This is a genomic window from Geobacillus sp. FSL K6-0789 (assembly GCF_038593135.1).
GTDB classification, from domain to species: Bacteria; Bacillota; Bacilli; order Bacillales; family Anoxybacillaceae; genus Geobacillus; species Geobacillus stearothermophilus.
The window spans coordinates 2,404,780-2,428,000 of sequence record NZ_CP151966.1; the positions used below are offsets into that span (position 1 = coordinate 2,404,780).

At 54.1% G+C, this 23,221-nt stretch carries 25 protein-coding genes and 2 pseudogenes; 10 read left to right on the forward strand and 17 right to left on the reverse strand.

The annotated features are described in order from the left end of the window. Positions 1 to 36 precede the first annotated feature (36 nt). A complete protein-coding gene (locus NSQ51_RS12690) occupies positions 37 to 984 on the reverse strand; it encodes a bifunctional oligoribonuclease/PAP phosphatase NrnA (protein WP_033008569.1) in 948 nt (315 codons plus the stop codon). Positions 985 to 1,084: 100 nt separating this feature from the next. Between NSQ51_RS12690 and NSQ51_RS12695 the strand changes: the two genes are divergently transcribed. Continuing rightward, positions 1,085 to 1,393 (forward strand): YtpI family protein, encoded by a 309-nt coding sequence (locus NSQ51_RS12695; RefSeq protein ID WP_033014458.1) that lies wholly within the window; start codon positions 1,085 to 1,087, stop codon positions 1,391 to 1,393. Positions 1,394 to 1,464: 71 nt separating this feature from the next. On the opposite strand, the gene NSQ51_RS12700 is transcribed toward NSQ51_RS12695, so the two are convergent. Then, the gene (locus NSQ51_RS12700) at positions 1,465 to 2,772 is read right to left on the reverse strand and encodes a CBS domain-containing protein (RefSeq protein ID WP_033014460.1); all 1,308 of its coding nucleotides are present in this window, start codon (positions 2,770 to 2,772) and stop codon (positions 1,465 to 1,467) included. Between the two features lie 115 nt (positions 2,773 to 2,887). Then, positions 2,888 to 3,568 (reverse strand): metal-dependent hydrolase, encoded by a 681-nt coding sequence (locus NSQ51_RS12705; protein WP_033014462.1) that lies wholly within the window; start codon positions 3,566 to 3,568, stop codon positions 2,888 to 2,890. Positions 3,569 to 3,705: 137 nt separating this feature from the next. Here NSQ51_RS12705 and NSQ51_RS12710 point away from each other — a divergent pair, with 137 nt between their 5' ends. Further along, on the forward strand, positions 3,706 to 4,797 hold the full coding sequence (locus NSQ51_RS12710; protein WP_033014463.1) for a Xaa-Pro peptidase family protein: 1,092 nt from the start codon (positions 3,706 to 3,708) through the stop codon (positions 4,795 to 4,797). 130 nt (positions 4,798 to 4,927) lie between these two features. Here NSQ51_RS12710 and ald read toward each other — a convergent pair. Then, positions 4,928 to 5,789, reverse strand: a pseudogene (gene ald, locus NSQ51_RS12715) (alanine dehydrogenase); the annotation flags it as partial. Positions 5,790 to 6,070: 281 nt separating this feature from the next. Between ald and NSQ51_RS12720 the strand changes: the two are divergent. The 4 genes from NSQ51_RS12720 (at position 6,071) to NSQ51_RS12735 (ending at position 10,191) form a co-directional block, all read left to right on the forward strand. After that, the gene (locus NSQ51_RS12720; RefSeq protein ID WP_049626302.1) at positions 6,071 to 6,616 is read left to right on the forward strand and encodes a DUF6431 domain-containing protein; all 546 of its coding nucleotides are present in this window, start codon (positions 6,071 to 6,073) and stop codon (positions 6,614 to 6,616) included. 152 nt (positions 6,617 to 6,768) lie between these two features. Continuing rightward, positions 6,769 to 8,022 carry an IS481 family transposase gene (locus tag NSQ51_RS12725; protein ID WP_342462693.1) on the forward strand — a complete coding sequence of 418 codons (1,254 nt, stop codon included), beginning with the start codon at positions 6,769 to 6,771 and terminating at the stop codon, positions 8,020 to 8,022. After that, positions 8,015 to 8,815 carry an AAA family ATPase gene (locus tag NSQ51_RS12730; protein ID WP_064213564.1) on the forward strand — a complete coding sequence of 267 codons (801 nt, stop codon included), beginning with the start codon at positions 8,015 to 8,017 and terminating at the stop codon, positions 8,813 to 8,815. Before NSQ51_RS12725 ends, NSQ51_RS12730 begins: the two co-directional genes overlap by 8 nt. A gap of 194 nt (positions 8,816 to 9,009) precedes the next feature. Beyond that, the gene (locus NSQ51_RS12735; protein ID WP_342462694.1) at positions 9,010 to 10,191 is read left to right on the forward strand and encodes an IS701 family transposase; all 1,182 of its coding nucleotides are present in this window, start codon (positions 9,010 to 9,012) and stop codon (positions 10,189 to 10,191) included. Positions 10,192 to 10,252: 61 nt separating this feature from the next. Here NSQ51_RS12735 and NSQ51_RS12740 read toward each other — a convergent pair. The 3 genes and pseudogenes from NSQ51_RS12740 to NSQ51_RS12750 all read right to left on the reverse strand — a co-directional run. After that, a pseudogene (locus NSQ51_RS12740) lies at positions 10,253 to 10,531 on the reverse strand (alanine dehydrogenase); the annotation flags it as partial. Positions 10,532 to 10,619: 88 nt separating this feature from the next. Further along, a complete protein-coding gene (locus tag NSQ51_RS12745) occupies positions 10,620 to 11,384 on the reverse strand; it encodes an SDR family oxidoreductase (RefSeq protein ID WP_013144502.1) in 765 nt (254 codons plus the stop codon). A gap of 96 nt (positions 11,385 to 11,480) precedes the next feature. Continuing rightward, positions 11,481 to 11,621: a hypothetical protein gene (locus NSQ51_RS12750; RefSeq protein WP_011232228.1), complete on the reverse strand. Its 141-nt coding sequence runs from the start codon at positions 11,619 to 11,621 to the stop codon at positions 11,481 to 11,483. 112 nt (positions 11,622 to 11,733) lie between these two features. Here NSQ51_RS12750 and NSQ51_RS12755 point away from each other — a divergent pair, with 112 nt between their 5' ends. Further along, entirely contained in the window at positions 11,734 to 12,180 is a 447-nt protein-coding gene (locus NSQ51_RS12755; protein ID WP_033014467.1) for a universal stress protein, read from the forward strand. 68 nt (positions 12,181 to 12,248) lie between these two features. Here NSQ51_RS12755 and argH read toward each other — a convergent pair whose 3' ends face one another. Both argH and NSQ51_RS12765 read right to left on the reverse strand, forming a co-directional pair. Then, on the reverse strand, positions 12,249 to 13,628 hold the full coding sequence (gene argH, locus NSQ51_RS12760) for an argininosuccinate lyase (protein WP_049625006.1): 1,380 nt from the start codon (positions 13,626 to 13,628) through the stop codon (positions 12,249 to 12,251). Positions 13,629 to 13,670: 42 nt separating this feature from the next. After that, the gene (locus NSQ51_RS12765) at positions 13,671 to 14,891 is read right to left on the reverse strand and encodes an argininosuccinate synthase (protein WP_033008582.1); all 1,221 of its coding nucleotides are present in this window, start codon (positions 14,889 to 14,891) and stop codon (positions 13,671 to 13,673) included. A gap of 180 nt (positions 14,892 to 15,071) precedes the next feature. On the opposite strand from NSQ51_RS12765, the gene NSQ51_RS12770 reads away from it, so the two are divergent. After that, positions 15,072 to 15,407, forward strand: a complete 336-nt coding sequence (locus tag NSQ51_RS12770; RefSeq protein WP_049625007.1) for a hypothetical protein — start codon at positions 15,072 to 15,074, stop codon at positions 15,405 to 15,407. Between the two features lie 210 nt (positions 15,408 to 15,617). On the opposite strand, the gene NSQ51_RS12775 is transcribed toward NSQ51_RS12770, so the two are convergent. Continuing rightward, positions 15,618 to 16,151, reverse strand: coding sequence for a molybdenum cofactor biosynthesis protein B (locus NSQ51_RS12775; RefSeq protein ID WP_033014471.1), 534 nt, complete (start codon positions 16,149 to 16,151; stop codon positions 15,618 to 15,620). Positions 16,152 to 16,473: 322 nt separating this feature from the next. On the opposite strand from NSQ51_RS12775, the gene NSQ51_RS12780 reads away from it, so the two are divergent. Further along, the gene (locus tag NSQ51_RS12780) at positions 16,474 to 16,602 is read left to right on the forward strand and encodes a hypothetical protein (RefSeq protein ID WP_259463673.1); all 129 of its coding nucleotides are present in this window, start codon (positions 16,474 to 16,476) and stop codon (positions 16,600 to 16,602) included. Positions 16,603 to 16,693: 91 nt separating this feature from the next. Beyond that, positions 16,694 to 17,827, forward strand: a complete 1,134-nt coding sequence (locus tag NSQ51_RS12785; RefSeq protein WP_121678437.1) for an IS4 family transposase — start codon at positions 16,694 to 16,696, stop codon at positions 17,825 to 17,827. Between the two features lie 107 nt (positions 17,828 to 17,934). On the opposite strand, the gene NSQ51_RS12790 is transcribed toward NSQ51_RS12785, so the two are convergent. From NSQ51_RS12790 to NSQ51_RS12820, 7 genes are all read right to left on the reverse strand, one after another. Continuing rightward, complete coding sequence (locus tag NSQ51_RS12790; RefSeq protein ID WP_155266786.1) at positions 17,935 to 18,072, reverse strand: hypothetical protein; 138 nt, start codon at positions 18,070 to 18,072, stop codon at positions 17,935 to 17,937. Between the two features lie 263 nt (positions 18,073 to 18,335). Then, positions 18,336 to 19,526 (reverse strand): acetate kinase, encoded by a 1,191-nt coding sequence (locus NSQ51_RS12795; protein ID WP_033014474.1) that lies wholly within the window; start codon positions 19,524 to 19,526, stop codon positions 18,336 to 18,338. Positions 19,527 to 19,724: 198 nt separating this feature from the next. Continuing rightward, positions 19,725 to 20,714, reverse strand: a complete 990-nt coding sequence (locus NSQ51_RS12800; RefSeq protein ID WP_033014478.1) for a class I SAM-dependent methyltransferase — start codon at positions 20,712 to 20,714, stop codon at positions 19,725 to 19,727. A 118-nt stretch (positions 20,715 to 20,832) separates the two neighbouring features. Continuing rightward, positions 20,833 to 21,333: a thiol peroxidase gene (gene tpx / locus NSQ51_RS12805; protein ID WP_033014480.1), complete on the reverse strand. Its 501-nt coding sequence runs from the start codon at positions 21,331 to 21,333 to the stop codon at positions 20,833 to 20,835. A 151-nt stretch (positions 21,334 to 21,484) separates the two neighbouring features. After that, a complete protein-coding gene (gene ytfJ, locus NSQ51_RS12810; RefSeq protein ID WP_033014481.1) occupies positions 21,485 to 21,946 on the reverse strand; it encodes a GerW family sporulation protein in 462 nt (153 codons plus the stop codon). Between the two features lie 11 nt (positions 21,947 to 21,957). Continuing rightward, the gene (locus NSQ51_RS12815; RefSeq protein WP_033014483.1) at positions 21,958 to 22,647 is read right to left on the reverse strand and encodes a DUF2953 domain-containing protein; all 690 of its coding nucleotides are present in this window, start codon (positions 22,645 to 22,647) and stop codon (positions 21,958 to 21,960) included. Positions 22,648 to 22,746: 99 nt separating this feature from the next. Next, complete coding sequence (locus NSQ51_RS12820) at positions 22,747 to 23,199, reverse strand: RDD family protein (RefSeq protein WP_231107660.1); 453 nt, start codon at positions 23,197 to 23,199, stop codon at positions 22,747 to 22,749. Between the last annotated feature and the right edge of the window lie 22 nt (positions 23,200 to 23,221).

The following is a 23,221-nucleotide window of genomic DNA, read 5'->3' on the forward strand; positions in this document are numbered from 1 at the left end:
GGCGGCGCCGCATGACGCCCTTCTCGCCCCCTTCTGTTACCGTTCCGCCCGGCAAACGGCTCTCACCTCTTCAACAATGCGGTCGGCTTCTTCCCATGAAGCGATCGACGCGCCGGCCGCCAGCGGATGGCCGCCGCCGCCATGCCGCTTGGCGACGACATTGATGACCGGCCCTTTCGAACGAAAACGCACGCGAATCTCCTTCTCCTCCTCAACGAAAAACACCCAGGCGATGATGCCATCAATGTTGCCGAGCAGCCCAACAAGCTGCGACGCTTCAAGCGGGGTGACGCCGTATTCTTCAAGCAGCGCCCGCGGCATTTTCACCGCCGCCACTCCTTCATCGATCGTGAAATTCGACAGCACATAACCGCTCAAACGGGCGAGCGGCAGGCTCGTCCGGTACAGCCCGTCATACAATTCCGTCAGCGAAAAGCCGTACGAAATGAGCTCTCCGGCATAGCGAAACGTTTTTTCGCTCGTGCGCGGAAACAAAAAACGGCCCGTGTCGCCGACAATGCCGGCGTAAATCAGGCGCGCCGCCTCGGCGGTCATCGTCAGCCCATCGTCTTTGCCGGCCAAATACAGTTCGTAAATCATTTCGCTCGTCGAGCTGGCGTCGGTGTCAACCCACATGATGTCGCCGTACGGCGTATCGTTCGGATGGTGGTCGATTTTGATCAGCTTCCGCCCGAGCCGGTAGCGGCTGTCACAAATCCGCTCTTCGTTCGCCGTGTCACAGACAATCACGAGCGCCTGTTCATAGGCGCCATCGTCAATGACATCCATTTGACGTAAAAATGACAACGATGGATCATCCGTCCCCACCGCATACACTTGTTTTTCCGGAAACGACGCCCGAAGCAGCGCCGCCAGCCCGCCTTGCGACCCGTACGCGTCCGGGTCCGGGCGCACGTGGCGATGGATGATGATCGTATCAAATTGGCGAATCGTTTCAAGAATGTCCCGGCAAACGTCTTTCATCACTTCGTCCCCTTTTTATGGCTTGTCATTTTCAACCGCTGGCATTTTTCCGCGCTTCTATGTACAATGGAAAAAGAAACGGACTACGGAGGGAGCCAGCATGCCCGTATTGGTTATTTTCATTATATTTTCCTTTTCGTTTTACGTCTATTATAAAATTCGCTACGTTCGCTCGCAGCGCCCGATGGAGCGCCGCTTCCTCTCGGCGAAATCGAGCATGGCGCTCGGGCTGTTTGTCGCCTTGTTCGGAGTCAACCAATTGTTTTTGTATCAGACAACTGTCACCTATATCATCTCCTCCATCTTTATCGCCCTAGGCGCCGGCAGCGTCTGGGCCGGCTGCCGCGCCTACCGCTGCTATCTGCCGCAGGCGATCGAAGAGGCGGAAAAAGCGGCGAAACAAAGCTGACCATAACCGTTCACAGCGAAAGGGAAAGGATGTCCAGCAACAAAGGGCGGACATCCTTTTTTCGTTGTCGATTACCGGTCGATCAGCTGGCACATCATCATCGCCTTCCCGACGATGGCGCCTTCATTGTACACCTCGACGTCCACTTTTCCGAACTTGCGCCCGAGCTCTAAAAGCTTCGCCTGCACGTCGACTGTAGTGTCGATTTGCACCGGCTTGATGAAATAAATCGTAATGCTTTCCATCACCAAATCGCCGCGTTTGTACGCCCGCAGCATCCGCGCCGCCGCTTCGGTGACGATCGTCGTAAACACGCCGTACGAGAGTGTCCCTAAATAGTTCGTCATTTGCGGCGTGATCGTGCAGCGAAACAGCGTTTCTTTGTCGCCTGACTCGCGGAACTGGGCGGTGACGAGGTCATCGATCGTCTCGCCGACTTGCAGCTGGCGCTGCGCCATTTGCAGCGCTTTTAACACGTCTTGGCGGCTGATGATCCCTTGCAGCCGGTTATGGTCATCAACGACCGGAAGCAGTTCAATTCCTTCCCATACCATGATGTGCGAGGCAAATGCGACCGATGTTTTTCCGTTCACCGTAATCGGCTGCTTCGTCATCACCTTTTCGACCGGCAGCTGCCGGTCGACATCCAGCACGTCTTTTGCCGTCACAATACCTTGCACTTTCAACTGGTCGTCGACGACCGGAAACCGGGTATGGCGCGTCTCGCGATTTAGCGCATACCAGCGCTCGACGGGATCGTCTGTATATAAATAGACTGTTTTCTCGACAGGGGTGACAATGTCCTCAACGAGCACAATCTCCTTTTTGATCAGCTGGTCATAAATCGCCCGGTTGATCATCGTCGCAACCGTAAACGTGTCATAGCTCGTCGAAATGATCGGCAGCTGCCGCTCATCGGCGAGCTTTTTCACGTGGTCGGCCGTGTCAAACCCGCCGGTGATGAGCACGGCCGCCCCGGCTTCAAGCGCCAGTTCGTGCGCCTTCGTCCGGTTGCCGACGATAAGCAAATCCCCTGCACCCGTATAGCGCATCATTGCCTCCAGCTGCATCGCCCCAATGACGAAGCGGTTGAGCGTCTTGTGCAGCCCTTCCCGCCCACCGAGCACTCGTCCGTCGACAATGTTGACGACTTCAGCGTACGTGAGCTTCTCAATGTTTTCCTTCCGCTTTTTCTCGATCCGAATCGTGCCGACGCGCTCGATCGTGCTTACGTATCCTTTGTTCTCCGCATCTTTGATCGCTCGGTACGCCGTTCCTTCGCTCACGCCCATTTCCTTGGCGATCTGCCGGACGGAAATTTTCTCGCCGATCGGCAGCCGGTGGATGTATTCTAAAATTTGTTCATGTTTGGTCGCCAACGGTCTTCACCCTTTACGCATTGTTACTTTCATTATACAGGGCTCAGCAGCGGGGATTCAACGATCGCGCCGGCCATCAGAAAGCGCCCTTCCCAAAGTGGGAAGGGCGCCGCTGTTACAGCTCGATGCTTTCGCCTGACTTCAGAGCACGGCCGACACCCGACGGTAGAAGCGAGACGAACCGTTCGGGGTCTTGGACAATCGGCGGGAACGTGTTGTAATGGATCGGCACGACGAGTTTCGCTCCGAGCCACTCGGCGGCAACGGCCGCGTCTTCCGGCCCCATCGTGAAGCTGTCCCCAATCGGCAAAAAGGCGACATCGATGTTATGGCGCTCGCCGATCAGCTTCATGTCGGAAAACAGCCCGGTGTCGCCGGCATGGTAGATCGTTTTCCCTTCGGCCGTGAACAAAATGCCGGTCGGCATGCCTAAATAAATGATTTGCTTGTCCTCGGTCACAAACCCGGAGCTGTGGAACGCCTGCGTCAACTTGACCGTGCCAAAGTCAAATTCGCGCGCCCCGCCGATGTTCATGCCAAACGTCTCGACGCCTTGCCAGCTTAAATACGTCGCCAGCTCAAATGTGGCCACGACAAGGGCGTTGTTCCGCTTGGCGATTTCCACCGTATCGCCGACATGATCCCCGTGCCCGTGCGTGAGCAAAATGACATCCGCTTTCACATCCGCCGCGTTCAAATCGGTCGTCGCATTGCCAGTGATGAACGGGTCGATCAAAATCGTTTTTCCGTTCGTCTCAATGCGGACAACCGAATGGCCATGGTAGCTGATTTTCATCGTCACATCTCCTTTCCACTACACATGATTCGCCGCCGCCCATCCATTCCCTTCTTTTCCTGCCTGTCCATTTACAAACGGCCCGTTTCTTGGTACGCTCAAAATGGACAACAGTGAAAAAAGGAAGGAATGGGACGATGAACAAACGGCTGCAAGCATTTTCCTCTTGGCTTCAACAACATAGTTCATTCGCCTTCGTCACGTCAAGTGCGAACGTGTTTTATTTGAGCGGATTTCGGTGCGACCCGCACGAACGGTTGCTGGCGCTTTTGGTCTTTCCTGACAGCGAGCCCGCGCTCGTCTGCCCGCAAATGGAAGTCCCGCGCGCCCGCCGGAGCGGCTTTGGGCATACGGTGATCGGCTACGACGACAGCGCCGACCCGTGGGAAGAGATCGAGCGCCATCTCAAAGCGCGCGGTGTCAAGGCCGTCTCGATTGCCGTCGAAAAAAACGATTTGTCGTTCGCCCGTTTCGAGCGGCTCTCGGCGCTGTTTCCGAACGCCCAATGGCTCGATGCCGAAGAAAAGCTGCGCCAGCTTCGCCTGATCAAAGATGAGCAGGAAATGAAAGCGCTGCGCCAGGCGGCAGAGCTGGCTGACAAAGCGGTCGAAATCGGCGTCTCGGCCATTCGCCCGGGCGTGACGGAGCTTGAACTTGTCGCCGTCATTGAATATGAGCTGAAAAAACTCGGCGTTGAAGGGATGTCGTTTCCCACAACCGTGCTTGCAGGCGCCAAATCAGCCGATCCGCACGGCGTGCCGGGAACGGCGGCGGTCGCACCGGGCGATTTCGTGCTGTTCGATTTGGGCGTCATCGTCGATGGGTATTGCTCCGACATTACCCGCACCGTCGTCTGTCAGACGGCAAGCGACGAACAGCGGCTCATATACGATACCGTTCGGCGCGCCCAGCAGGCGGCGATCGACGCCTGTCGCCCGCAAACCGCGATGAAGGAGATCGACCGCTCCGCTCGAAACGTCATCGAACAAGCCGGCTACGGCCCGTACTTCACCCACCGCGTCGGGCACGGCTTAGGAATCGAAATCCACGAATACCCATCGCTTCATGGCGCCAACCCCGACCCGCTCGCTCCCGGCATGGTGTTTACGATCGAACCGGGCATTTACGTCCCATCCATCGGCGGCGTGCGCATTGAAGACGATGTCGCGGTCACGAACAACGGCGTTGAGGTGTTGACGTCGTTTTCGAAGGAATTGATCATTGTATAACGAGAAAAACCATTGGCAAAAGCTTCTGCGAATAAGTGCACGAACAAAGCTGTCCACCGGCTCGATCCCCAAGCCGATTCGGACAGCTTTGTTTTCTCATCGCCATCAAGGCGGCTCCATCTTCATGATTTCATCCGTTCAACAACGAATGAACATCTGTATACGGCATGTTGTGCGCCGCCGCGACCGCTTCGTACACGATGTGCCCGTCGAGCGTGTTGATCCCTTTTAACAGCGCCGGGTTATCCAAGCACGCGGCGCGGTATCCTTTGTTGGCGATTTGCAAGGCGTATGGGATCGTGACGTTCGTAAGCGCGAATGTCGACGTGCGCGGCACCGCGCCCGGCATGTTGGCGACGGCGTAATGGACGACGCCGTGCTTGACGTATGTCGGATCGTCGTGCGTCGTGACGCGGTCGGTCGTTTCGAAAATGCCGCCTTGGTCAATGGCGATGTCGACCAACACCGATCCCGGCGTCATCGAGCGCACCATCTCTTCCGTCACCAGCTTCGGCGCTTTCGCCCCCGGGATCAAGACGGCGCCGACGACCAAATCCGATTCGCGCACGCACTCGGCGATATGGTACGAGTTGGACATGAGCGTCGTCACGTGGTCGCCGAACAAATCATCGAGCTCGCGCAGCCGCTCGGCGTTAATGTCCAAAATCGTCACGTCTGACCCGAGACCGACCGCGATTTTCGCCGCGTTCGTCCCCGCCGTTCCGCCGCCGATGATCGTCACTTTGCCGCGCCGCACTCCGGGCACGCCGCCAAGCAAAATGCCTTTCCCGCCGTGCGGCTTCTCGAGAAACTGGGCGCCGACTTGCACCGACATGCGGCCGGCGACTTCACTCATCGGCGTCAACAGTGGCAGCGAGCCGTTCGCCAGCTGCACCGTCTCGTAAGCGATGCCGACCACTTTTTGCTCGACGAGCGCTTTCGTGAGCGCTTCGGCCGCGGCTAAATGCAAATACGTAACTGTAGATGAGCAAATTCACTGACATAAATTTACAACTAAACAAAAAAGGAGACATGAACCCGATTCCTTGGTTAGAATAGATGTACCACCAACTATCCACAAGGAGGTTCATGTCTCATGAATAGATTAGCACATCACCAAGTGTAAATTATCACTTTATTTCGGAACAAAAGAGACATTTTTTTGCACATTCCTTCAGAAAGCCCTCTCCCCTTTTCTGAAAGAATGTGCTAAATTTTTTGTGAATTATTTCGGAAGAGAAAATCCATCGGTTCATAGGAGGGGGAGGAGGACGTGATTCAATTTCATGACTTTGGCATTGACGTTCAAACGTATGCAGAGCGTGGAAAAGAAAACGACTTCCCTCTTCTGAAAAAGTGTCCGCATTGCCGGGCCAAGCGCCCGTTGCACCGCCACGGTTACTATGAGCGAAACGCATTGACCCCACATGGCGATTATCGCATTTGGATTGTCCGGTATCGCTGTCGGGAATGCTTGAAGACGGTGAGTGTGCTGCCTTCCTTTCTCCTCCCGTATTTTCAGTATACGTTGTCCGCCATATGGCAAGTCGTGAAAGAGCAGTTGGGATTGACCGAAAGGACGAACCAGGCTCCGTTTCTCCCGACAAAGGACGGCATCATCTTTTATGTCCGACGGTTCTGCCGAAACCTATCAAGCCTTCATAGCTTTTTTGCGAGGCGGTGGAGGATCATAGGCCCTATCGTGAAAAAAGAAAAGGAACGGGCTTCTTGGTGGATCCAGACGTTAGAGGAACACGGTCTTGATTCGGCCATCAGAGAGATGTGGGAGGGCGGATTCCGACACCCTTTTGCGAATTAAATGGGATCCTGATTTTACATACATACCCTAAATTGGAAATAGTTTCGGTTCCCACAAACCTTTCCTATCGACGGAGAAAAAGCAATTCGGTACGATAAGGGCAGGAGGACCGGAACGGTCCTGATTCCAAGTGAGACCAGGAGGAGATTTGAATGAATGAGTCGATGAGACACGACATTGCCCTGTTTCGGTACGGGCTAATCGCTCCGTTGGTGAATGGGCAGGTGGAACCGAAGACGTATCTGAAAGAGGTGAGCGAGCGAGTGCACCATGTTCCCCACCAGGGAGACAAACGAATCGCAGCCAAGACGATCCTCGATTGGTGCACCCGATACAAAAAAGGGGGCTTTGACGCCTTAAAGCCGAAGCGCCGTTCGGACCGCGGCCACTCAAGGCGTCTGTCGCCCGATGATGAGGATCATATTTTAGCCCTAAGAAAAGAACATCCCACCATGCCCGTGACGGTGTTCTACGAACACCTGATCGAGCAGGGGGAAATCCCAGAAAATCATACCTCTTACTTTACTATATACCGATTGTTGAAAAAACACAACCTGGTGGGAAAAGAAATCTTGCCGATGCCGGAGCGAAAGCGTTTTGCGTATGACCAGATCAATGAGCTATGGCAAGGGGACTTATCCCATGGACCCACGATTCGCGTCCATGGGAAAGCCCAGAAAACGTTTTTGATCGCGTATATCGATGACTGCTCGCGGTTAGTGCCATATGCCCAATTTTTCCCTTCGGAGAAGTTTGACGGGCTGCGGATCGTCACGAAGGAAGCGGTGCTTCGTTGCGGGAAGCCGAAACGCATTTACTCGGACAACGGGAAAATTTATCGGTCCGAGGTGCTGCAGTATGCGTGCGCCGAGATGGGGATTACACTCATCCACACCCAGCCGTATGACCCGCAAAGCAAGGGAAAAATCGAACGGTTCTTCCGCACCGTACAGACACGGTTTTATCCACTGTTGGAGCTGAATCCGCCGAAATCGCTTGACGAGTTGAACGAGCGTTTTTGGAAGTGGCTTGAAGAGGAGTATCATCGAAAACCGCACGCCTCACTGGACGGAAAAACGCCGCATGAGGTGTTTCAATCGCAAGTGCATCTCGTGTCGTTCATCGAAGATGGCGATTGGCTGGATGCGATTTTTCTGAAACGGGAGCACCGCAAGGTGAAAGCCGATGGCACGATCACCCTGAATAAACAGCTATACGAAGTGCCGCCTCGGTTCATTGGGCAATCGATTGAGCTCCGCTATGATGAACGGGGCGTCTATGTGTACGAAGATGGAAGGAAGGTGGCGGAGGCCGTTCGGGTTCGTTTGGAGGACAACGCCTATGTAAAACGCCATCGGTCCCCGTTTGCGGCGATTCCGGCGAAGGAGGGAGAACACGGTGTATAAATCGTTTTACTCCCTTTCGCGGGAGCCGTTTGCGAAAGAAACAGACCCGTCCGAGGCGTATCAAGGGGCGTCATTTCAGGAAGCGTTGCGGGCGCTGGAGTACGTGAAACGAACCCGGGGGATCGGGCTGTTGATCGGAGAGCCGGGGGCGGGCAAGACGTTCGCCCTTCGGGCGCTGAAAGAGTCATTGAATCCATCATTGTATCATGTCGTCTACTTTCCGTTATCCACCGGAGGCGTGATGGATTTTTACCGTGGACTGGCCTTGGGATTAGGAGAGGAACCGAAGTACCGCAAGGTAGACCTCTTCCGCCAAATCCAGCAGGCGATCGAGCGATTGTATCATGAACGGCGGATCACGCCGGTGTTCATTTTGGATGAGATGCATTTAGCGAAGGATGCATTTTTACAGGACATCGCGATCTTGTTCAACTTTGAGATGGATTCGACCAACCCATTTGTCTTGATTTTGGCCGGGCTGCCCCATTTACAGGGGAAGCTGCGGCTCAATCAGCACCGCCCTCTCGACCAGCGGATCATCATGCGATACCGGATGGGGCCGCTGGAGAAGGAAGAGGTGGCGGGCTACATCGAGCATCGGATGAAACAGGCCGGGGCGAAGCATCCGATCTTCACCCCATCGGCGTTAGAGGCGATTGCCCTGCAGTCGCGGGGATGGCCTCGGGTGATCAACACGTTGGCCACGACGTGCCTGTTATACGGGTATCAGCTGAAAAAGGACGCCATTGACGAAGAAGTGGTGCGCATGGCCGCAGAGGAAATGGGGTATTAGCACGAAAGGGGCCGAATCGGCCTCTTTTGTGCTTTCTCTTTTCCATAGGTCCATCAGGCGCGCTGGAAATCTTCATCTGAAAGAGCGTGCAAACGTTCCGAAAGAATGTGCAAAATCTGGAACAATCCGCAAAAATTTTGCACATTATTTCCGAATCCGCCTGAAATAATTTGAAAAAGGGATTCTGAAATAATGTGCTAATTTACAACCAAGGAATCCACAAGTTTTTCTTCACGCTGGGGTTGACGCTGCAGCTTTCCAAACCGGTCATCAAGCATCTCATTCATATTGTCGATGCCTTGACCACCAAGGGATTCTCGGGAACATTGACTGATATTCATTACTGGAGCTTTCATCCGAATCATCGAACGACGCTCCGTCACTTTTTCACGAAAAGCCCTTGGAACGAGGAAAGGCTGCTTGGGAAGCTTCAAGAGTGGATCCTTTCCCAGGTCGAACGACTGGCCAAACGGAAGAATCAACCCCTTTTTGTTTCGATTGATGATACGATTTGCCAAAAAACAAAGCCTTCGTCACGGGCTGTGCACGCCATTCAAGGGTGCGACTGGCACTACTCGCATAAAGATCATCAATCGGTCTGGGGGCATTCGCTCGTTTGGCTGATGGTGCACACCTTCACGCAGGCGTTCCCATTTGCGTTCCGCCTGTATGACAAGAAAGCGGGAAAAAGCAAGATCGACCTGGCGATCGAGATGCTTTCCTCGCTCAAGGTGAAGCGGGCTCAGCCGGTGTATGTGCTCATGGATTCGTGGTATCCGTCCAAAAAGCTCATTGAAGCCTGCTTGAAACAGGGATTCCATGTCATCGCGATGCTCAAGACGAACCGGATTCTCTACCCGAAAGGCATCGCCATCCAAGCCAAGCAGTTTGCCCGCTATATCGAGTCCAAAGACACCCGCCTCGTCACGGTGGGGCAGGAGCGTTATCGCGTGTATCGCTATGAGGGGGCCATCCATGGCCTCGATGACGCGGTGGTGCTGCTGGCTTGGAAGGCGGATCAGCCGATGGCGCCGGAACATCTTCATTGCATCTTGAGCACCGACCGGGAACTCGGGGACGAAGACATCTTGCGTTACTACGCCCAGCGCTGGACGATCGAGTGCTTTTTCCGGCAGGCGAAAGATCAACTGAAGCTGGATGGATACCGCGTTCGCCACATTCGGGCGGTGAAACGGTATTGGGCGGTGGTGCTGCTCTCCTGCGTGTACAGCATCGCCGAATCCCGACAAAACCTCTCCACCGGGCTGGAGCTTCTTCGGTCGCGGAAAGACCACAGCGTCGTCGAGTTCATTTATGACGCTGCAAAGCAAGAGATTCCCATTGATGTGATCAAAAAACAGCTCCGTATCGCGTAAGGGGTACCCTGTTTGTCTCTCTAACCATGGAAATTATTGTAATGAAAAATGCTCATCTACAGTACGTAAACAAAATCAATCCGGGGCGAAAATAGCGGAACTCCTCAGCCAGCGGCTCTTTCACTTTCAACACCATCTCCGCCGTCCAAGCATCTTCCGCGTTCGGCACAATCACTGCCCCTGCTTTTTCATACTCGGAATCGGAAAACCCCGACCCAGCGCCGGCTTCCGTCTCCACATACACGTCATGCCCCGCTTTGACGAGCGTCATCACGCCTGCCGGAGTGATGGCGACGCGGTTTTCATTGTTTTTGATTTCTTTTGGAATGCCGATCTTCATTACATTTCCTCCTTTTTCCTTCCCGCTTCTTCCTTTTATTGTGCTCCGTTTCGCGCAAAAGCAAACGAAAAAGGAGGAGGCGCTGGTCTCAACGGAAAAGGTGGCGGTAAATGACGTTCGCTCCGCCGGTGACGTCAATGACGGCGCCGGTGATGAAATCCGAGTCGTCCTCGCATAAAAACGCGATCACGCGGGCGATATCTTCACCAGTCCCCGGGCGTCCGACCGGCGTTTCCGCATCCCTTCTCGCGCGGGCGTCGGCGATCCCCGCCTCTTTCATGGCGCCGACAATATTGCCTGGGCACACCATATTGGCGGTAATGCCATATTCCGCCTCTTCCAGGGCGATCGTTTTCGTCAGCGATACAAGCCCGACTTTCGCCGCGCCGAACGCCGAACGGTGCACCCAGCCCGGGGCATCCGCCGCTCCTTGAAATCCGTACGTAATGATGCGGCCAAACCGTTGTTTTCGCATAATCGGGATCGTCCGCCTCACTAAATGGAAGACCGAGCTCAAATTGCCTTCAATCATTTCGTACCATTCGTCTTCCGTATAATCGGCCAGCTTTTTCCGCTCAAAAATGTACGGCCCTGCATTGTTGATGAGGCAGTCAATGCGGCCAAACCGCTCCATGGCGGCGTCCACAAGCGCCGCTAAATCGTTTTTGTCCGTCACATCTCCCTGCACAAACTGGAGGCGGTCAGCGGCGCCGCGGTACTTCTCGGCAAGCGAGCGCACCGCCTGTTCATCGCTCCGGTAGTTCACCGTCACCGAGTAGCCTTTATCAAGCAGCAGCTCGGTCACTTTTCTCCCCAATCCTTTCGCTCCGGCCGTAATCAAGGCGTGCCGCACCCTTCTCCCTCCTCGTCGCGATTTGCTGTCTCATTTTTACTTTACTACAAACCAGAGCGAATACAAAAAAATAACCATAACGCGCAGGCGCTATGGCTATTCGCCGACTTCGCGGCGCGGGTCGTAATACGATTCATCCTCGTCAACAATGCCGCTTTCATACGACTCGGTAATTTGCTCGGTGATCGTCCGCACTTCCTCCTCATCGTACTGCCAGTCGTTATACCGCTTTTCCATTGCTCTTCCTCCCCTGTTCACAAAATCTCAATATATGGCCTAGTTTCTCGTCAAAGGGCGATGGGTATACCATATATAGAGATAGCATTTTTAACCAAAGGGAGGGGAGAACATGACCATGACCTACCAAACGATCGTCGTCGCCGTCGATGGCTCGAAGGAAGCGGAATGGGCGTTCAAAAAAGCGGTTCAAATCGCCAAGCGAAACGGGGCGAAACTCATTTTGACCCACATCATCGACTTGCGCGGCTTTACGACCGTTGAAGCGCACGATTACGCCCTCGCCGAACGGTCGGAGCAATATGCGAACGAACTTCTGGAACGGTATAAAAACGAAGCCGTCGCCGCTGGACTCGACGATGTGGACACCGCGGTCGAATTCGGCTCGCCGAAAGTGAAAATCGCCAAAGACGTCGCTCCGAAATACAAAGCCGACCTCATCATTTGCGGGGCGACCGGGTTGAACGCGGTCGAGCGGTTTCTGATTGGCAGTGTCTCGGAAAACATCGTCCGCCATGCGAAATGCGATGTGCTTGTGGTCAGGACACCGAAAGAATAGCCTTCCGCGCCCAACGAATGCATCCATTCTCTGTGCCGCCGGCAAATGCCAAAAAGAACACCCCGCCGTTACGGGGTGTTTAGCTTTTCTTTCGCTTTTTCAAGCGCCGCCCGCACTTCGGCAAAACCGGTGCCGCCGGCGCTGTTGCGGCGGTTGACGGCCGTGCGCGGGTTCAAGGCGTCATAAATGTCTGCGTCAAAGAGCGGCGACGCCTCCTTATACACGTCAAGCGGCAAGTCGGCCAAAAAGACGCCTTTCTCAATGCAAAGCAGCACGAGCTTGCCGACGACCTCATGCGCCTCGCGGAACGGCATGCCTTTTGCCGCCAAGTAATCGGCAAGCTCGGTCGCGTTGGAAAAGTCCTGATTCGTCGCCCGCTCCATGACGTCTGTGCGCACGTTCATCGTTTCAATCATGCCGGTGAAAATTTTCAGCGACCCGACGACCGTCTTTACTGTATCAAACATGCCTTCTTTATCTTCTTGCATGTCCTTGTTGTAGGCGAGCGGCAGCCCTTTCATCACCGTGAGAAGCGCCATCAAATGGCCGTACACGCGGCCGGTTTTGCCACGGATGAGCTCGGCCATGTCCGGGTTTTTCTTTTGCGGCATGATGCTGCTGCCGGTCGCAAACGCATCATCAAGCTCAATGAACTGAAACTCTTGGCTCGACCAAAGGATGAGCTCTTCAGCGAGCCGCGACAAGTGCATCATGAGCATCGAGCTGTTGCTTAAAAACTCGATGATGAAATCGCGGTCGCTCACCGCATCCAAGCTGTTTTCGTAAAGATCGGCAAAACCCAACAGCTCCGCCGTCCGCCGCCGGTCGATCGGAAACGTCGTTCCGGCGAGCGCCCCGGCGCCGAGCGGCGAGCGGTTAATCCGTTTCAGCGACTCAGAAAAACGTTCATAGTCCCGCTCGAGCATCCAAAAATACGCAAGCAAATGATGGGCAAACGAAATCGGCTGCGCCCGCTGCAAATGCGTATACCCGGGCATGATCGTGTCGACATGTTTGTCGGCTTGAGCGACAAGCGCCCGCTGCAGCCCGCGGATGAGACTGAGAATCTCTTCAACGCGCTTGCGCAAGTATAAATGCATATCGGTCGCCACTTGGTCGTTCCGGCTCCGTCCGGTGTGCAACTTGCCGCCGACCGGGCCGATGTCGTCGATCAACATTTTTTCAATGTTTAAATGAATGTCTTCATACGCGACGGAAAACTCGAGTTCCCCCCGCTTCGCTTTTTCGAGCAGCCGCAGGAGTCCGCTCTTGATCTTCTCGACATCTTCCGCCGGCAAAATGCCGCACTCGCCAAGCATTGTCACATGGGCAAGGCTGCCTTCAATGTCTTCTTCCACCAGCTCCTGGTCGAACGGGATCGACGCGCCAAACTCGTCGACCCATTCTTCCGCTGTTTTCGTAAACCGTCCGCCCCAAAGTTTTTTCACGAATCTCGCCGCAGAGGAATGCGACTTCCTCCTTCCTTTTCCTTATTGGCCGGCCGATACCGACGCTTTGTGTTGCTTGTTGACGATGCTGTTGACTTTCGTCGGCAGACCGTACAGCGAGATGAACCCGACCGCCGCTTGATGGTCAAACTCGTCTTCCGACGTGTACGTCGCCAGCTTTTCATCATAAAGCGAGAACGGCGATTTGCGCCCTTCGACGATCGCATGGCCTTTAAACAGCTTCACGCGCACGACGCCGGTGACGTTTTTCTGCGTTTCTTTCAAAAACGCGACAAGCGCGTCTTTGAGCGGCGAAAACCACAGGCCGTTGTAAATGACTTCGGCGATTTTTTGCTCGATGATCGGTTTGAAATGGGCGACTTCTCTCACCAATGTCAAGTCTTCGAGCTCTTTATGCGCTTTGATGAGCGTGATCGCCCCCGGGCATTCGTACACTTCGCGCGACTTAATGCCGACAAGGCGGTTTTCGACGTGGTCGATGCGGCCGACGCCGTGCTTGCCGGCTAACGCGTTCAGCTCCAAAATCAATTGCGCGAGCGGATACGCCTTGCCGTTTAACGTCACCGGAACGCCTTGTTCAAAGCCGATCTCGATGACATCCGGCACATCCGGCGCGTTCTCAAGCGAAGCCGTCAGCTCATACGCCTCTTCCGGCGGAGCCGCCCACGGGTCTTCCAAAATGCCGCACTCGTTGCTGCGGCCCCACAAGTTTTGGTCGATCGAAAACGGGCTGTCCAGGTCGACCGGAATCGGAATGCCGTGCTGTTTCGCGTATTCGATTTCTTCCTCGCGCGACCAGCTCCACTCGCGCACCGGGGCGATGACGTCCAAGTCCGGATTGAGCGCGTTGATCGACACTTCAAAGCGCACTTGGTCGTTCCCTTTCCCCGTGCAGCCGTGGGCGACCGCCACCGCGCCTTCGAGCTCGGCGATTTCAACGAGTTTTTTCGCGATGAGCGGACGCGACAGCGCCGAGACGAGCGGATATTTCCCTTCATACAGGGCGTTCGCCTGCAGAGCGATGAGCGCATACTCGTTCGCAAACTCGTCTTTGACGTCGATGACGTACGATTTGATCGCGCCGACTTTGAGCGCTTTTTCTTTCACGAAATCAAGGTCTTTTCCTTCCCCAAGGTCCAAGCAGCACGCGATCACATCATACCCGCGCTCCTGAAGCCATTTGATCGCCACCGATGTATCTAAACCGCCCGAGTAGGCCAACACCAATTTTGGATTTGCCATGGTCGTTCTCCTCTCCCGTCACATAAATATACTTAAATATAAATAAATATTCAAATCGAACACATTATCACTTTATCAGCTTTCCCGTGATTTTTCAATACTTATTCAATAAAAAGAATAAAAATTCCTCACCGATATGCGGAAATGTTTCGTATAATAGAAAAAAAGGAGGCGGCAAGAATGAACGGCATCTTCATCGACGACAAGCGGCTCGGCATCCGCGTGCCGCATCTGGACAAGCCTTGGGAGGACTACAGCCCAAACGAACAAGAGGCGATTTTACTGGAATGGGAAACAATCCGCGGCTTGATCCCCGACCGCATCGCAGAACTGGAGCGGGAAATCAACGAAAAACAAGACGCGCTCGGCCAAGAAGCGGATTTTGCGCGCTCGTGCCAGCTCAATGCTAACATCGCCGAACTCGCTTCGATCGTGAATGATTTATGGATTTGGTATCGGATCAGTCCCCATGTTTCCTTTGAAAAGGAAGCGGCGGTAAAACGCAAAATACGCTGACGAAACCGGCCGTCTCTTTTTTCTACGGCCATGTCGCCCCCGCCGCCCTTGCCGCGGCTTTCGCGACCACCTCCCAAAAGGCTCGGGACACCCTTTCTTAACTATGACGTAGGCGTAAAACAATCTTGAAGAAACGATGTGTTGTGTTTTGTTTAAGAAAAAACAACCTTTTAGGTCAGTCCCCCCATTTCCGCTCATCCTCTCCTTTCGTCAAAGCGTCTTTCGCTGCTTCTCCCTATCCTTCCGAATCTCTCTCACCACATGCCTCAACTCCGGCAAAATGAGCTTCGTCATCGCGAGGCGCACAGCGCCGGTGGAGCCGGGAGTGCAAAAGACGGCGGTGTCCATCGCCACTCCGGCGACGGCGCGCGACAGCATGGCGGCCGGGCCGATGTCTTCGGTGTAGCTTAGGAAGCGGAACAGCTCGCCAAAGCCGACGAGTTCTTTCTCAAGCAGCGCTTTCACCGTTTCGATCGTCACGTCGCGCTTGGCGATGCCGGTGCCGCCGTTCGTGAGCACCGCATCGACATCGGCGTGGCAGCAGCCGTCAAGCACTGCTTCGCGAATGGCGTCCGCTTCGTCTTTGACGATCTCATAGCCGACGACCTCATGCCCGGCTTCCGTGAGCAGCTCGATCATCAACCGGCCGCTTCGGTCGGTTTCCTCCGTTCTCGTGTCGCTGACGGTGATGACTTTGCAGCGGACGGTTTTGGGAGCTTCTTGTTTATGGGCAGCTGTGCTCATTCCCTCATCTCCTTTTGTCATTGTGTTGTTAGCTATAGTATAGCAAAAATTACCCAACTCTTGCCGGCTGCTTCTCGCTGGCGAAACGAAAGGAAAAGACCCCATCGTGAAATCAATGTCTTCCGCCTACACTCCACAAGACAACCAATCGGCTGTCCCGAAGGCGCGCCTGGCCGTTTTCGGACGGCCGTCTTTTTTGTACACTTTCGGACAAAACTATTTGTTATATAATAGACAGAATTATTATAATATTAAAACATAAAGAAAAATGCAATTGTCCACTCATGGATAACGGACAAGTCGGCAAAAGGAGGGAAAAGCGGTGCATCGTACGCTAAGTGAAAAGCTACAGGCCATTTTGCAAGATGGGATGGCGGTCATCGGACGGCACCGCGAATCGATCGCAGCCCGCTGGAATGAAAAATTAGGCAAACTGAAGCAGGCGTGTTGATTATCCAATAAAATCCAAAGGGTATAGAAAAAAGAGCACCTTTCCTGTAGAATGTGAGTAGCAACACAAACAAACCCAGGAGGTGCTCTCTATGAACAAGCATACCACACTCCCGAATTTGATGCAAAAACTTGTTTCGGATGAAGAGATTCAACTGATTGCCGAAGCGGTTGGGTATCGTGATTCGTCTCGAACCTTTACGTTGCGCGAGTTGATTCACTTCTTCCTGCTGGCCGCCATGCATCAATGGAAAAGCTTTCGCCACGGAGCCGATGTGGGGCCTCTGTATGGATTGCCGCGATTCCATTATTCAACTGTATCCAAGAAAGCGAAAGAAGTTCCCTATGACATCATGAAACGCTTGTTGGCGTTGATCATTTCCAAGTGCAACCGCCAAACCCGCCGTTCGCTTCGGTTTCCCAAACCGCTTCGGGTGGTGGATTCGACGACCGTCACGGTCGGGAAAAACCGCCTCCCATGGGCTCCGTATCACGGCGAACGCGCCGGAGTGAAGCTGCACGTCGCGTATTCGCCGGAATCCTCGTTGCCGGCAGACGTGGTGGAAACCATCGGACTGCGTCATGATGGCCCGGTGGGAGAACAGTTGACGAACGCTCAACAAGTGCTGGTGGAAGACCGGGCGTATTTCAAAATCGAACGCCTCGATCGATTTGTGGAGCAGCATCAGCTCTTTGTCATTCGGATGAAGGACAACATCGAACTTCATCAGAAAAAAAGCTTGAACCGCCTTCCGAGCGCATCTTCATCGGTTCAAGCCGACTTCACGTGCCAGTTGGGAACGAAACAATACCGCTCCACCAAGCGTCACCGGGTAGTGATCTTTCGAGATGCGAATGGCCGCGACATTCGGGTCGTGACGAACCTCTTCCATGCGTCTGCGGAAACCATTGCCGACATGTACCAACAACGTTGGACTGTTGAGATCTTTTTCCGTTGGGTGAAGCAATATCTGAATGTCCCGACCTTGTTTGGCACGACGGAAAATGCGGTATACAACCAACTGTTTGCGGCGTTCATCGCGTATGTGTTGCTGCGATGGCTGTATGATCAAACCAAAAAACGGACGAACGTCTCTCTTTCCTTCATTTCGTTTGTTCGCCGTTTTTTCTCTGGGCAGCTTCCTCTCGATTGGAAATCCGGGATGGCCGCTGCTTTGTTTGAGTATGCCCAAATTTATGGAAGGCGTATGTCTAATTTTGGATAATCAACACTCGTGAAACTGAAGAAAAAGCAGCATATCGCGGCCCATTCACTTGAAGCGGCCATTGAATCAGCTTGCCCGCCGCGTACAAATCAAGCAGCTTCGGGTAGTCAATCGGCGGATTGCCTTGGCCAAGCCAAGAACCGGTCAACGCTTTGGATTGGGAAGGCATCCGCGCGCCCGAGGCCGCGTGAGGCGCCGGTGACGACCGCCACTTTTCCTTTCAGCAGTTCCGCCCATGACGACATCGGTGATCCCTCCGTTTAACGTAAAAATTGCGGTTGTTTCTTTTGGAAAAACGCCGCCAGCCCAATCGCCGGCTCTCCTGTCTTAAACGTGGCCGCAAATAACGCCGCTTCGATGCCAAATCCGTCTTCTCATCTCCGTCCGGAGTTGTTGAAACAAGAATCAAGCGCACCAAAGCGGCAAAACAAAAAAATGGCTGCCCCGTTTGTTTGGGGCAGCTGTTTTGGCCAAAATGGCTGCAACGATTCTTTTTATTACAATCCGCTTACAAATTCGCCAGCCGCATGACATCACGGGCGATCATGACCTCTTCGTTCGTCGGGATGACGAGCACTTTGACCGGCGAGTGCGGGTAGCTGATGAACGCTTCTTTGCCGCGCACTTTGTTTAGGATGGGATCCCAGTAAACTCCCATAAACTCGAGGCCGCGCAGCACTTTGGCCCGCACGACTTCGCTGTTTTCGCCGATGCCGGCGGTGAAAATGATGGCGTCGACGCCGCACATGCGCGCCGCATACGAGCCGATGTATTTATGAATGCGGTTCGCAAACACTTCCAACGCAAGTTCCGCGCGCTCATTTCCTTCGGCGGCCGCTTTTTCCAAGTCGCGCAAGTCGCTCGAGATGCCGGAGATGCCGAGCATGCCGCTCTTTTTATTCAACACTTCAATCACTTCATTAACGGTCATTCCTGTTTTTTCCATAATGTATGGGATAAGCGCCGGGTCGATGTTGCCAGAGCGCGTCCCCATCGCGACGCCCGCTAATGGCGTAAAGCCCATCGACGTGTCGATCGATTTGCCGCCTTCGACCGCCGCGATGCTCGCCCCGTTGCCTAAATGGCACGAGATGAGGCGCAGCTGCTCGATCGGCCGGCCGAGAAGCTCCGCCGCCCGCTGGGTGACGTATTTGTGCGACGTGCCATGGAAGCCGTACTTGCGAATGCCGAATTTCGTGTAATACTCATACGGCAAGCTGTACAAAAACGACTGTTCCGGCATCGTTTGGTGAAACGCCGTATCAAAAACGGCGACGGCCGGCACGTTCGGCAGCACTTCCTGAAACGCGCGGATGCCGACGAGGTTGGCCGGGTTATGAAGCGGAGCGAGCTCGGACACTTCTTCGATTTGTTTTATCACCTCATCGGTGATCAACACCGAATCGCTGAACTTCTCCCCGCCGTGGACGACGCGATGGCCGATGCCGTCAATTTCGTCAAATGACCGGATGATGCCATAGCGAATCAGTTTGTCAAGCAGCAGTTTCACCGCCACGGCATGGTTCGGGATGGAAGTGACTTCCCGCTGTTTCTCCCCGTTCACGACGATCGTAAAAATCGCGTCGTCAAAGCCGATCCGCTCGACGATTCCTTTCGTTAACACCGTTTCCGCCGGCATGTCAAACAATTGGAATTTCAACGAAGAACTTCCCGCATTAACGGCTAACACTTTTGCCATCGAACATACAGCTCCTTTTTGCCAAAATCCGTTCGCACTTACGGTTAGTGTGCGCGATTGGGCGCTGTTTCACTATGCCTTTTTCATTGTATGCCTCCCTTTTCTTCCTTTCAAGCGGCGTTTTCTTTCGTAATCGGTTGCAAAGAAATGTTTTTATGTTGTGAAAATAAAAACAGCCTCCAAGCAGGTTGGAGACTGTCAGCGCCCTTTTTCGCCGGCGATCCAGGCATCGATTTTCGCCATCATCGCCTGCATGGCCGTCTTGTTGGAAAAGCGCGGCAGTTCGGCGAGCAGCACTTGTTTCGGCGCTTTCGCCATCGGGCCTTTCTTTTGCAAAATGAATATGCTTTTCGCCGCCTGCTCGTGTTTAAACATGGACAGCGGCAACTGCAACAAGCCTTGAACGATGGCGGTTTCTTTTAAAAATTCATTCAGCTGTTCCGCCTGAGGGCTGGAAAACAGCGTGTTCGGAATGAGGAAAAACAAATAGCCGCCGTCTTTTGTATAGCGCAAGCTTTGCTCGATCAACAAATGATGCGCATACGACCGCCCTTCTTTCGCTTTTAACACAAAGCGGCTAGCATTGGCGTCATCCGGGTAGTAGCCGACCGGCAAATCGCAGACAACGACATCGGCCGGTTCGACGAACAAAGGGCGCAGGCTGTCCTGGTTAAACAGCTGCACCGGGTGCTGCTGCAAGTTGGCATTGACATATGCGAGTTTGACGAGCAGATCGTCAACGTCGACGCCGTAGCTTTTCGCCTGCCGGCCGCCGAGCCCGTTTAACACGGCTGTAAGCAAATTGGCCGTACCGACGGCCGGGTCCAGAATCGTTAGCGCCAAATGCGGGCGCGTGAACTGCCGGACGAGGTAGGCCAAAAACACACTGACCGCATCCGGCGTCATTTGGTGGTTCGGCTGGACGTGCTGGCGCATCCCTTTTAAGACGGCAAGCTGAAACGCCTTGCGAATGTGCTCGTTCTGAAACTGTTCGAGCCCCAATTCGCGATATTGCTTTTTCAACCGTTTCGCGTTCAGCTCGCTCACCTCATCTTGCAGCACGTCGCCGTGAAACAAATTTTCCCCTGTTTCCGCGACAGCTTCCAAATACGTGCATTGCAGCTCCTCCTGCAAAATGCGGGCCGTTTCATCCAAGACGGCAAACAGCCGCTCAACGGGTGTCATCATGCGTGCGTCCCCCTTTCTGCCCATGTCCCTTCTATATATTGTACGTCCGTCCGCCCCGCCCCGCAAGGCAAACAGCGGCCAAAACGAAACGGCCCCGAACGGATCGGAGCCGTTTTCCTTATTTCGCCGCTTTCGCCGCTTCAATCGCTGCTTCGTAGTTCGGATGGTTCGTCACTTCCGGCACGTATTCGACGTATGTGACCGTGTCGTTGCTATCGATGACAAACACGGCGCGGGCAAGCAGGCGAAGTTCTTTGATCAGGACGCCGTACGCTTGTCCAAATGAGACGTCGCGATGGTCGGACAACACTTCAACGTTTTCGATGCCAGCGGCGCCGCACCACCGTTTTTGCGCAAACGGCAAATCCACGCTGATCGTCAGCACTTTCACGTTGTCAAGCTTCGACGCTTCCTCGTTAAACCGGCGCGTCTGCGCGTCACAAACACCGGTGTCAAGCGACGGCACGACGCTAATGAGGCGGACATGCCCCTTCGTATCGGCGAGCGTCACTTCCTGCAAATTTTGGTTCAACACGGTGAAGTCCGGCGCTTTGTCGCCGACTTTCACTTCGTTGCCGACGAGCGTGACCGGATTGCCTTTAAACGTCACTTGAGCCATGGCTTCTCCCCCTTAGGAAAAAATATGTACCATCTCCATAGTAAAACGAAAAGGCGGCGTTTACAATCGTTTTACTCGCCGCATCGCCCCTTTCGCCTGCAGCCCGCCAAAACAAAGCGCTGGACGAAACCCGATCCAGCGCCAAGCCCGGCTAAATGTCAAAATCGTTCGCGGTGGAAGACGCGCCGTCTTTTTTGTTTTTCTTCAACATCGCCTGGATTTTTTCGATGGCTTGTGGGGCGAGATCGAGAATTTTTTCGTATAAATGCGTGCTTTCATCTAGATGGAGAAGTTTGACACCCGATGAGTTGACGACGAGAAACGCGATCGGGGTGATCGACACGCCGCCGCCGCTGCCGCCGCCAAACGGGTGCCCGTTCCCCTGTTGCTGCCCGTTTTGCCCGTTCGTTTGCGCCCCTTGACCGTTTGTCTGGCCGTCAAGCATAAATTCGCTGCCGCCGGCCGCAAACCCGAACCCGACCTTCGACACCGTTAAAATGACGCTGCCATCCGGCGTCTCGACCGGATCGCCGATAATCGTGTTGACGTCGATCATTTGTTTTAAATTTTCCATCGCGGTTGTCATAAGCCCTTGGATCGGATGGTTCGTCATCATCATTCCTCCTAATAGCCTTCATTTGCCTGTCGCGCAGCGGAAAGGCTGCGCTTTGGCGGACGCCGCCTGCGCCACTGTTTGATGACGCGCAATCCTGCTACCATAGCATGCCCGATTCGGAAATGAAACATACATAAAAACGACGTTTCCGAGACGGCTCGGTCGTACACGGGAACGATCGCAATCACCGGGGTCGTTTTCATGTTCATGTACCGTCTCGCCGCTCCGATAATAGCGTATTTCAACGACCAGCCAAGCCCGACGAGCAGCCCGGTCGATGCCGCATCACCCGTTCCGATGTTTGTCTTCCATTCCCATTTGGTAATCGTCACATGGCGATAAAATTGTTTCATAATTTCATGAAAATCGATGACGTGCTCCAAAAACTGTTTTGCTTCGCGAAAAAAGTCGGCGATTTTTTTCGGCGTCCATTTTCCTTTCTTTTCTTCCTTGCCGCGCGTCTCCCCCATCCCTTTTTTGTGGATGAACGCCACCCCGGGCGCTTCCGATTCGGTTTCCAGCTTGATGAGCGGAATGTGAATCGTGTAGCGGATGAGGCCAAACAGCGTGTGCACCACAATTTTGTATTCATCATCGTCCTGCCGATGGCGAAACACAACCGTCACGGAAAGTTTCATGAAGGCGGCAAGAAGGAACAACACCATAACGGCTATGGCGACTATGATTACGACTTTCAAGGCCCGTCCTCCCTTTCACCATATCATTGTCGCCATATGGAAAAAAAATAAACCTGCCGCATGGCAGGTGAACAACGCCGTTTGCCCCGCAAAAGCCGGCTACTCGCGGATGACGATCGTATCGGCAAACTGGTCGTGCATTCCTTTTTTCTTTTCCGAAAAGGCGACAAACAAAAAGCCGACAAACAGCAATGTTTTGCTGATGAATTTGCCGATGACTTCGCGAAACAACACGGTCAGCCAGGTGAGCGGCCCTCCTTGTTCGTCGACGACTTTTAAACCGAACACCATCTTGCCGAGTGTCTGCCCGAACGCTTTCGTCATCAGCACAAAGTAGGCGTAAAAAACGACCGCCGCCGCCACCGAGGCCGGCGCAAACAACCCGTCCCGCTCAAGCGGCCAATCGAATAGGCGGAAAAGCGGCCAAACGACAAGCCGGTTGAGGCTCGAGACAACAATGACATCAAGGCAATACGCCCAAAAGCGAAGCCAAAACCCGCCGTAGCGGGGAGCGGGGGCCGCCGCATCACAGATGGACGCCGGCAGCGCCATCGATTGTGTGTCCTCCATTTCT

Bases quoted from the DNA above. Each gene is read 5' to 3' on its own strand.
- NSQ51_RS12705 (WP_033014462.1), bottom strand. From the start codon at position 3,568: ATGAAAATCAGCTACCATGGCCATTCGGTTGTCCGCATTGAGACGAAC.
- tpx (WP_033014480.1), bottom strand. From the start codon at position 21,333: ATGGCTCAAGTGACGTTTAAAGGCAATCCGGTCACGCTCGTCGGCAAC.
- NSQ51_RS12690 (WP_033008569.1), bottom strand. From the start codon at position 984: ATGAAAGACGTTTGCCGGGACATTCTTGAAACGATTCGCCAATTTGAT.
- NSQ51_RS12800 (WP_033014478.1), bottom strand. From the start codon at position 20,714: ATGATGACACCCGTTGAGCGGCTGTTTGCCGTCTTGGATGAAACGGCC.
- NSQ51_RS12695 (WP_033014458.1), top strand. From the start codon at position 1,085: ATGCCCGTATTGGTTATTTTCATTATATTTTCCTTTTCGTTTTACGTC.
- NSQ51_RS12755 (WP_033014467.1), top strand. From the start codon at position 11,734: ATGACCATGACCTACCAAACGATCGTCGTCGCCGTCGATGGCTCGAAG.
- NSQ51_RS12790 (WP_155266786.1), bottom strand. From the start codon at position 18,072: ATGTCGTCATGGGCGGAACTGCTGAAAGGAAAAGTGGCGGTCGTCACC.
- NSQ51_RS12795 (WP_033014474.1), bottom strand. From the start codon at position 19,526: ATGGCAAAAGTGTTAGCCGTTAATGCGGGAAGTTCTTCGTTGAAATTC.
- NSQ51_RS12820 (WP_231107660.1), bottom strand. From the start codon at position 23,199: ATGGCGCTGCCGGCGTCCATCTGTGATGCGGCGGCCCCCGCTCCCCGC.
- NSQ51_RS12710 (WP_033014463.1), top strand. From the start codon at position 3,706: ATGAACAAACGGCTGCAAGCATTTTCCTCTTGGCTTCAACAACATAGT.
- NSQ51_RS12775 (WP_033014471.1), bottom strand. From the start codon at position 16,151: ATGAGCACAGCTGCCCATAAACAAGAAGCTCCCAAAACCGTCCGCTGC.
- NSQ51_RS12785 (WP_121678437.1), top strand. From the start codon at position 16,694: ATGAACAAGCATACCACACTCCCGAATTTGATGCAAAAACTTGTTTCG.
- NSQ51_RS12765 (WP_033008582.1), bottom strand. From the start codon at position 14,891: ATGGCAAATCCAAAATTGGTGTTGGCCTACTCGGGCGGTTTAGATACA.
- ytfJ (WP_033014481.1), bottom strand. From the start codon at position 21,946: ATGACGAACCATCCGATCCAAGGGCTTATGACAACCGCGATGGAAAAT.
- NSQ51_RS12750 (WP_011232228.1), bottom strand. From the start codon at position 11,621: ATGGAAAAGCGGTATAACGACTGGCAGTACGATGAGGAGGAAGTGCGG.
- NSQ51_RS12770 (WP_049625007.1), top strand. From the start codon at position 15,072: ATGAACGGCATCTTCATCGACGACAAGCGGCTCGGCATCCGCGTGCCG.
- NSQ51_RS12725 (WP_342462693.1), top strand. From the start codon at position 6,769: ATGAATGAGTCGATGAGACACGACATTGCCCTGTTTCGGTACGGGCTA.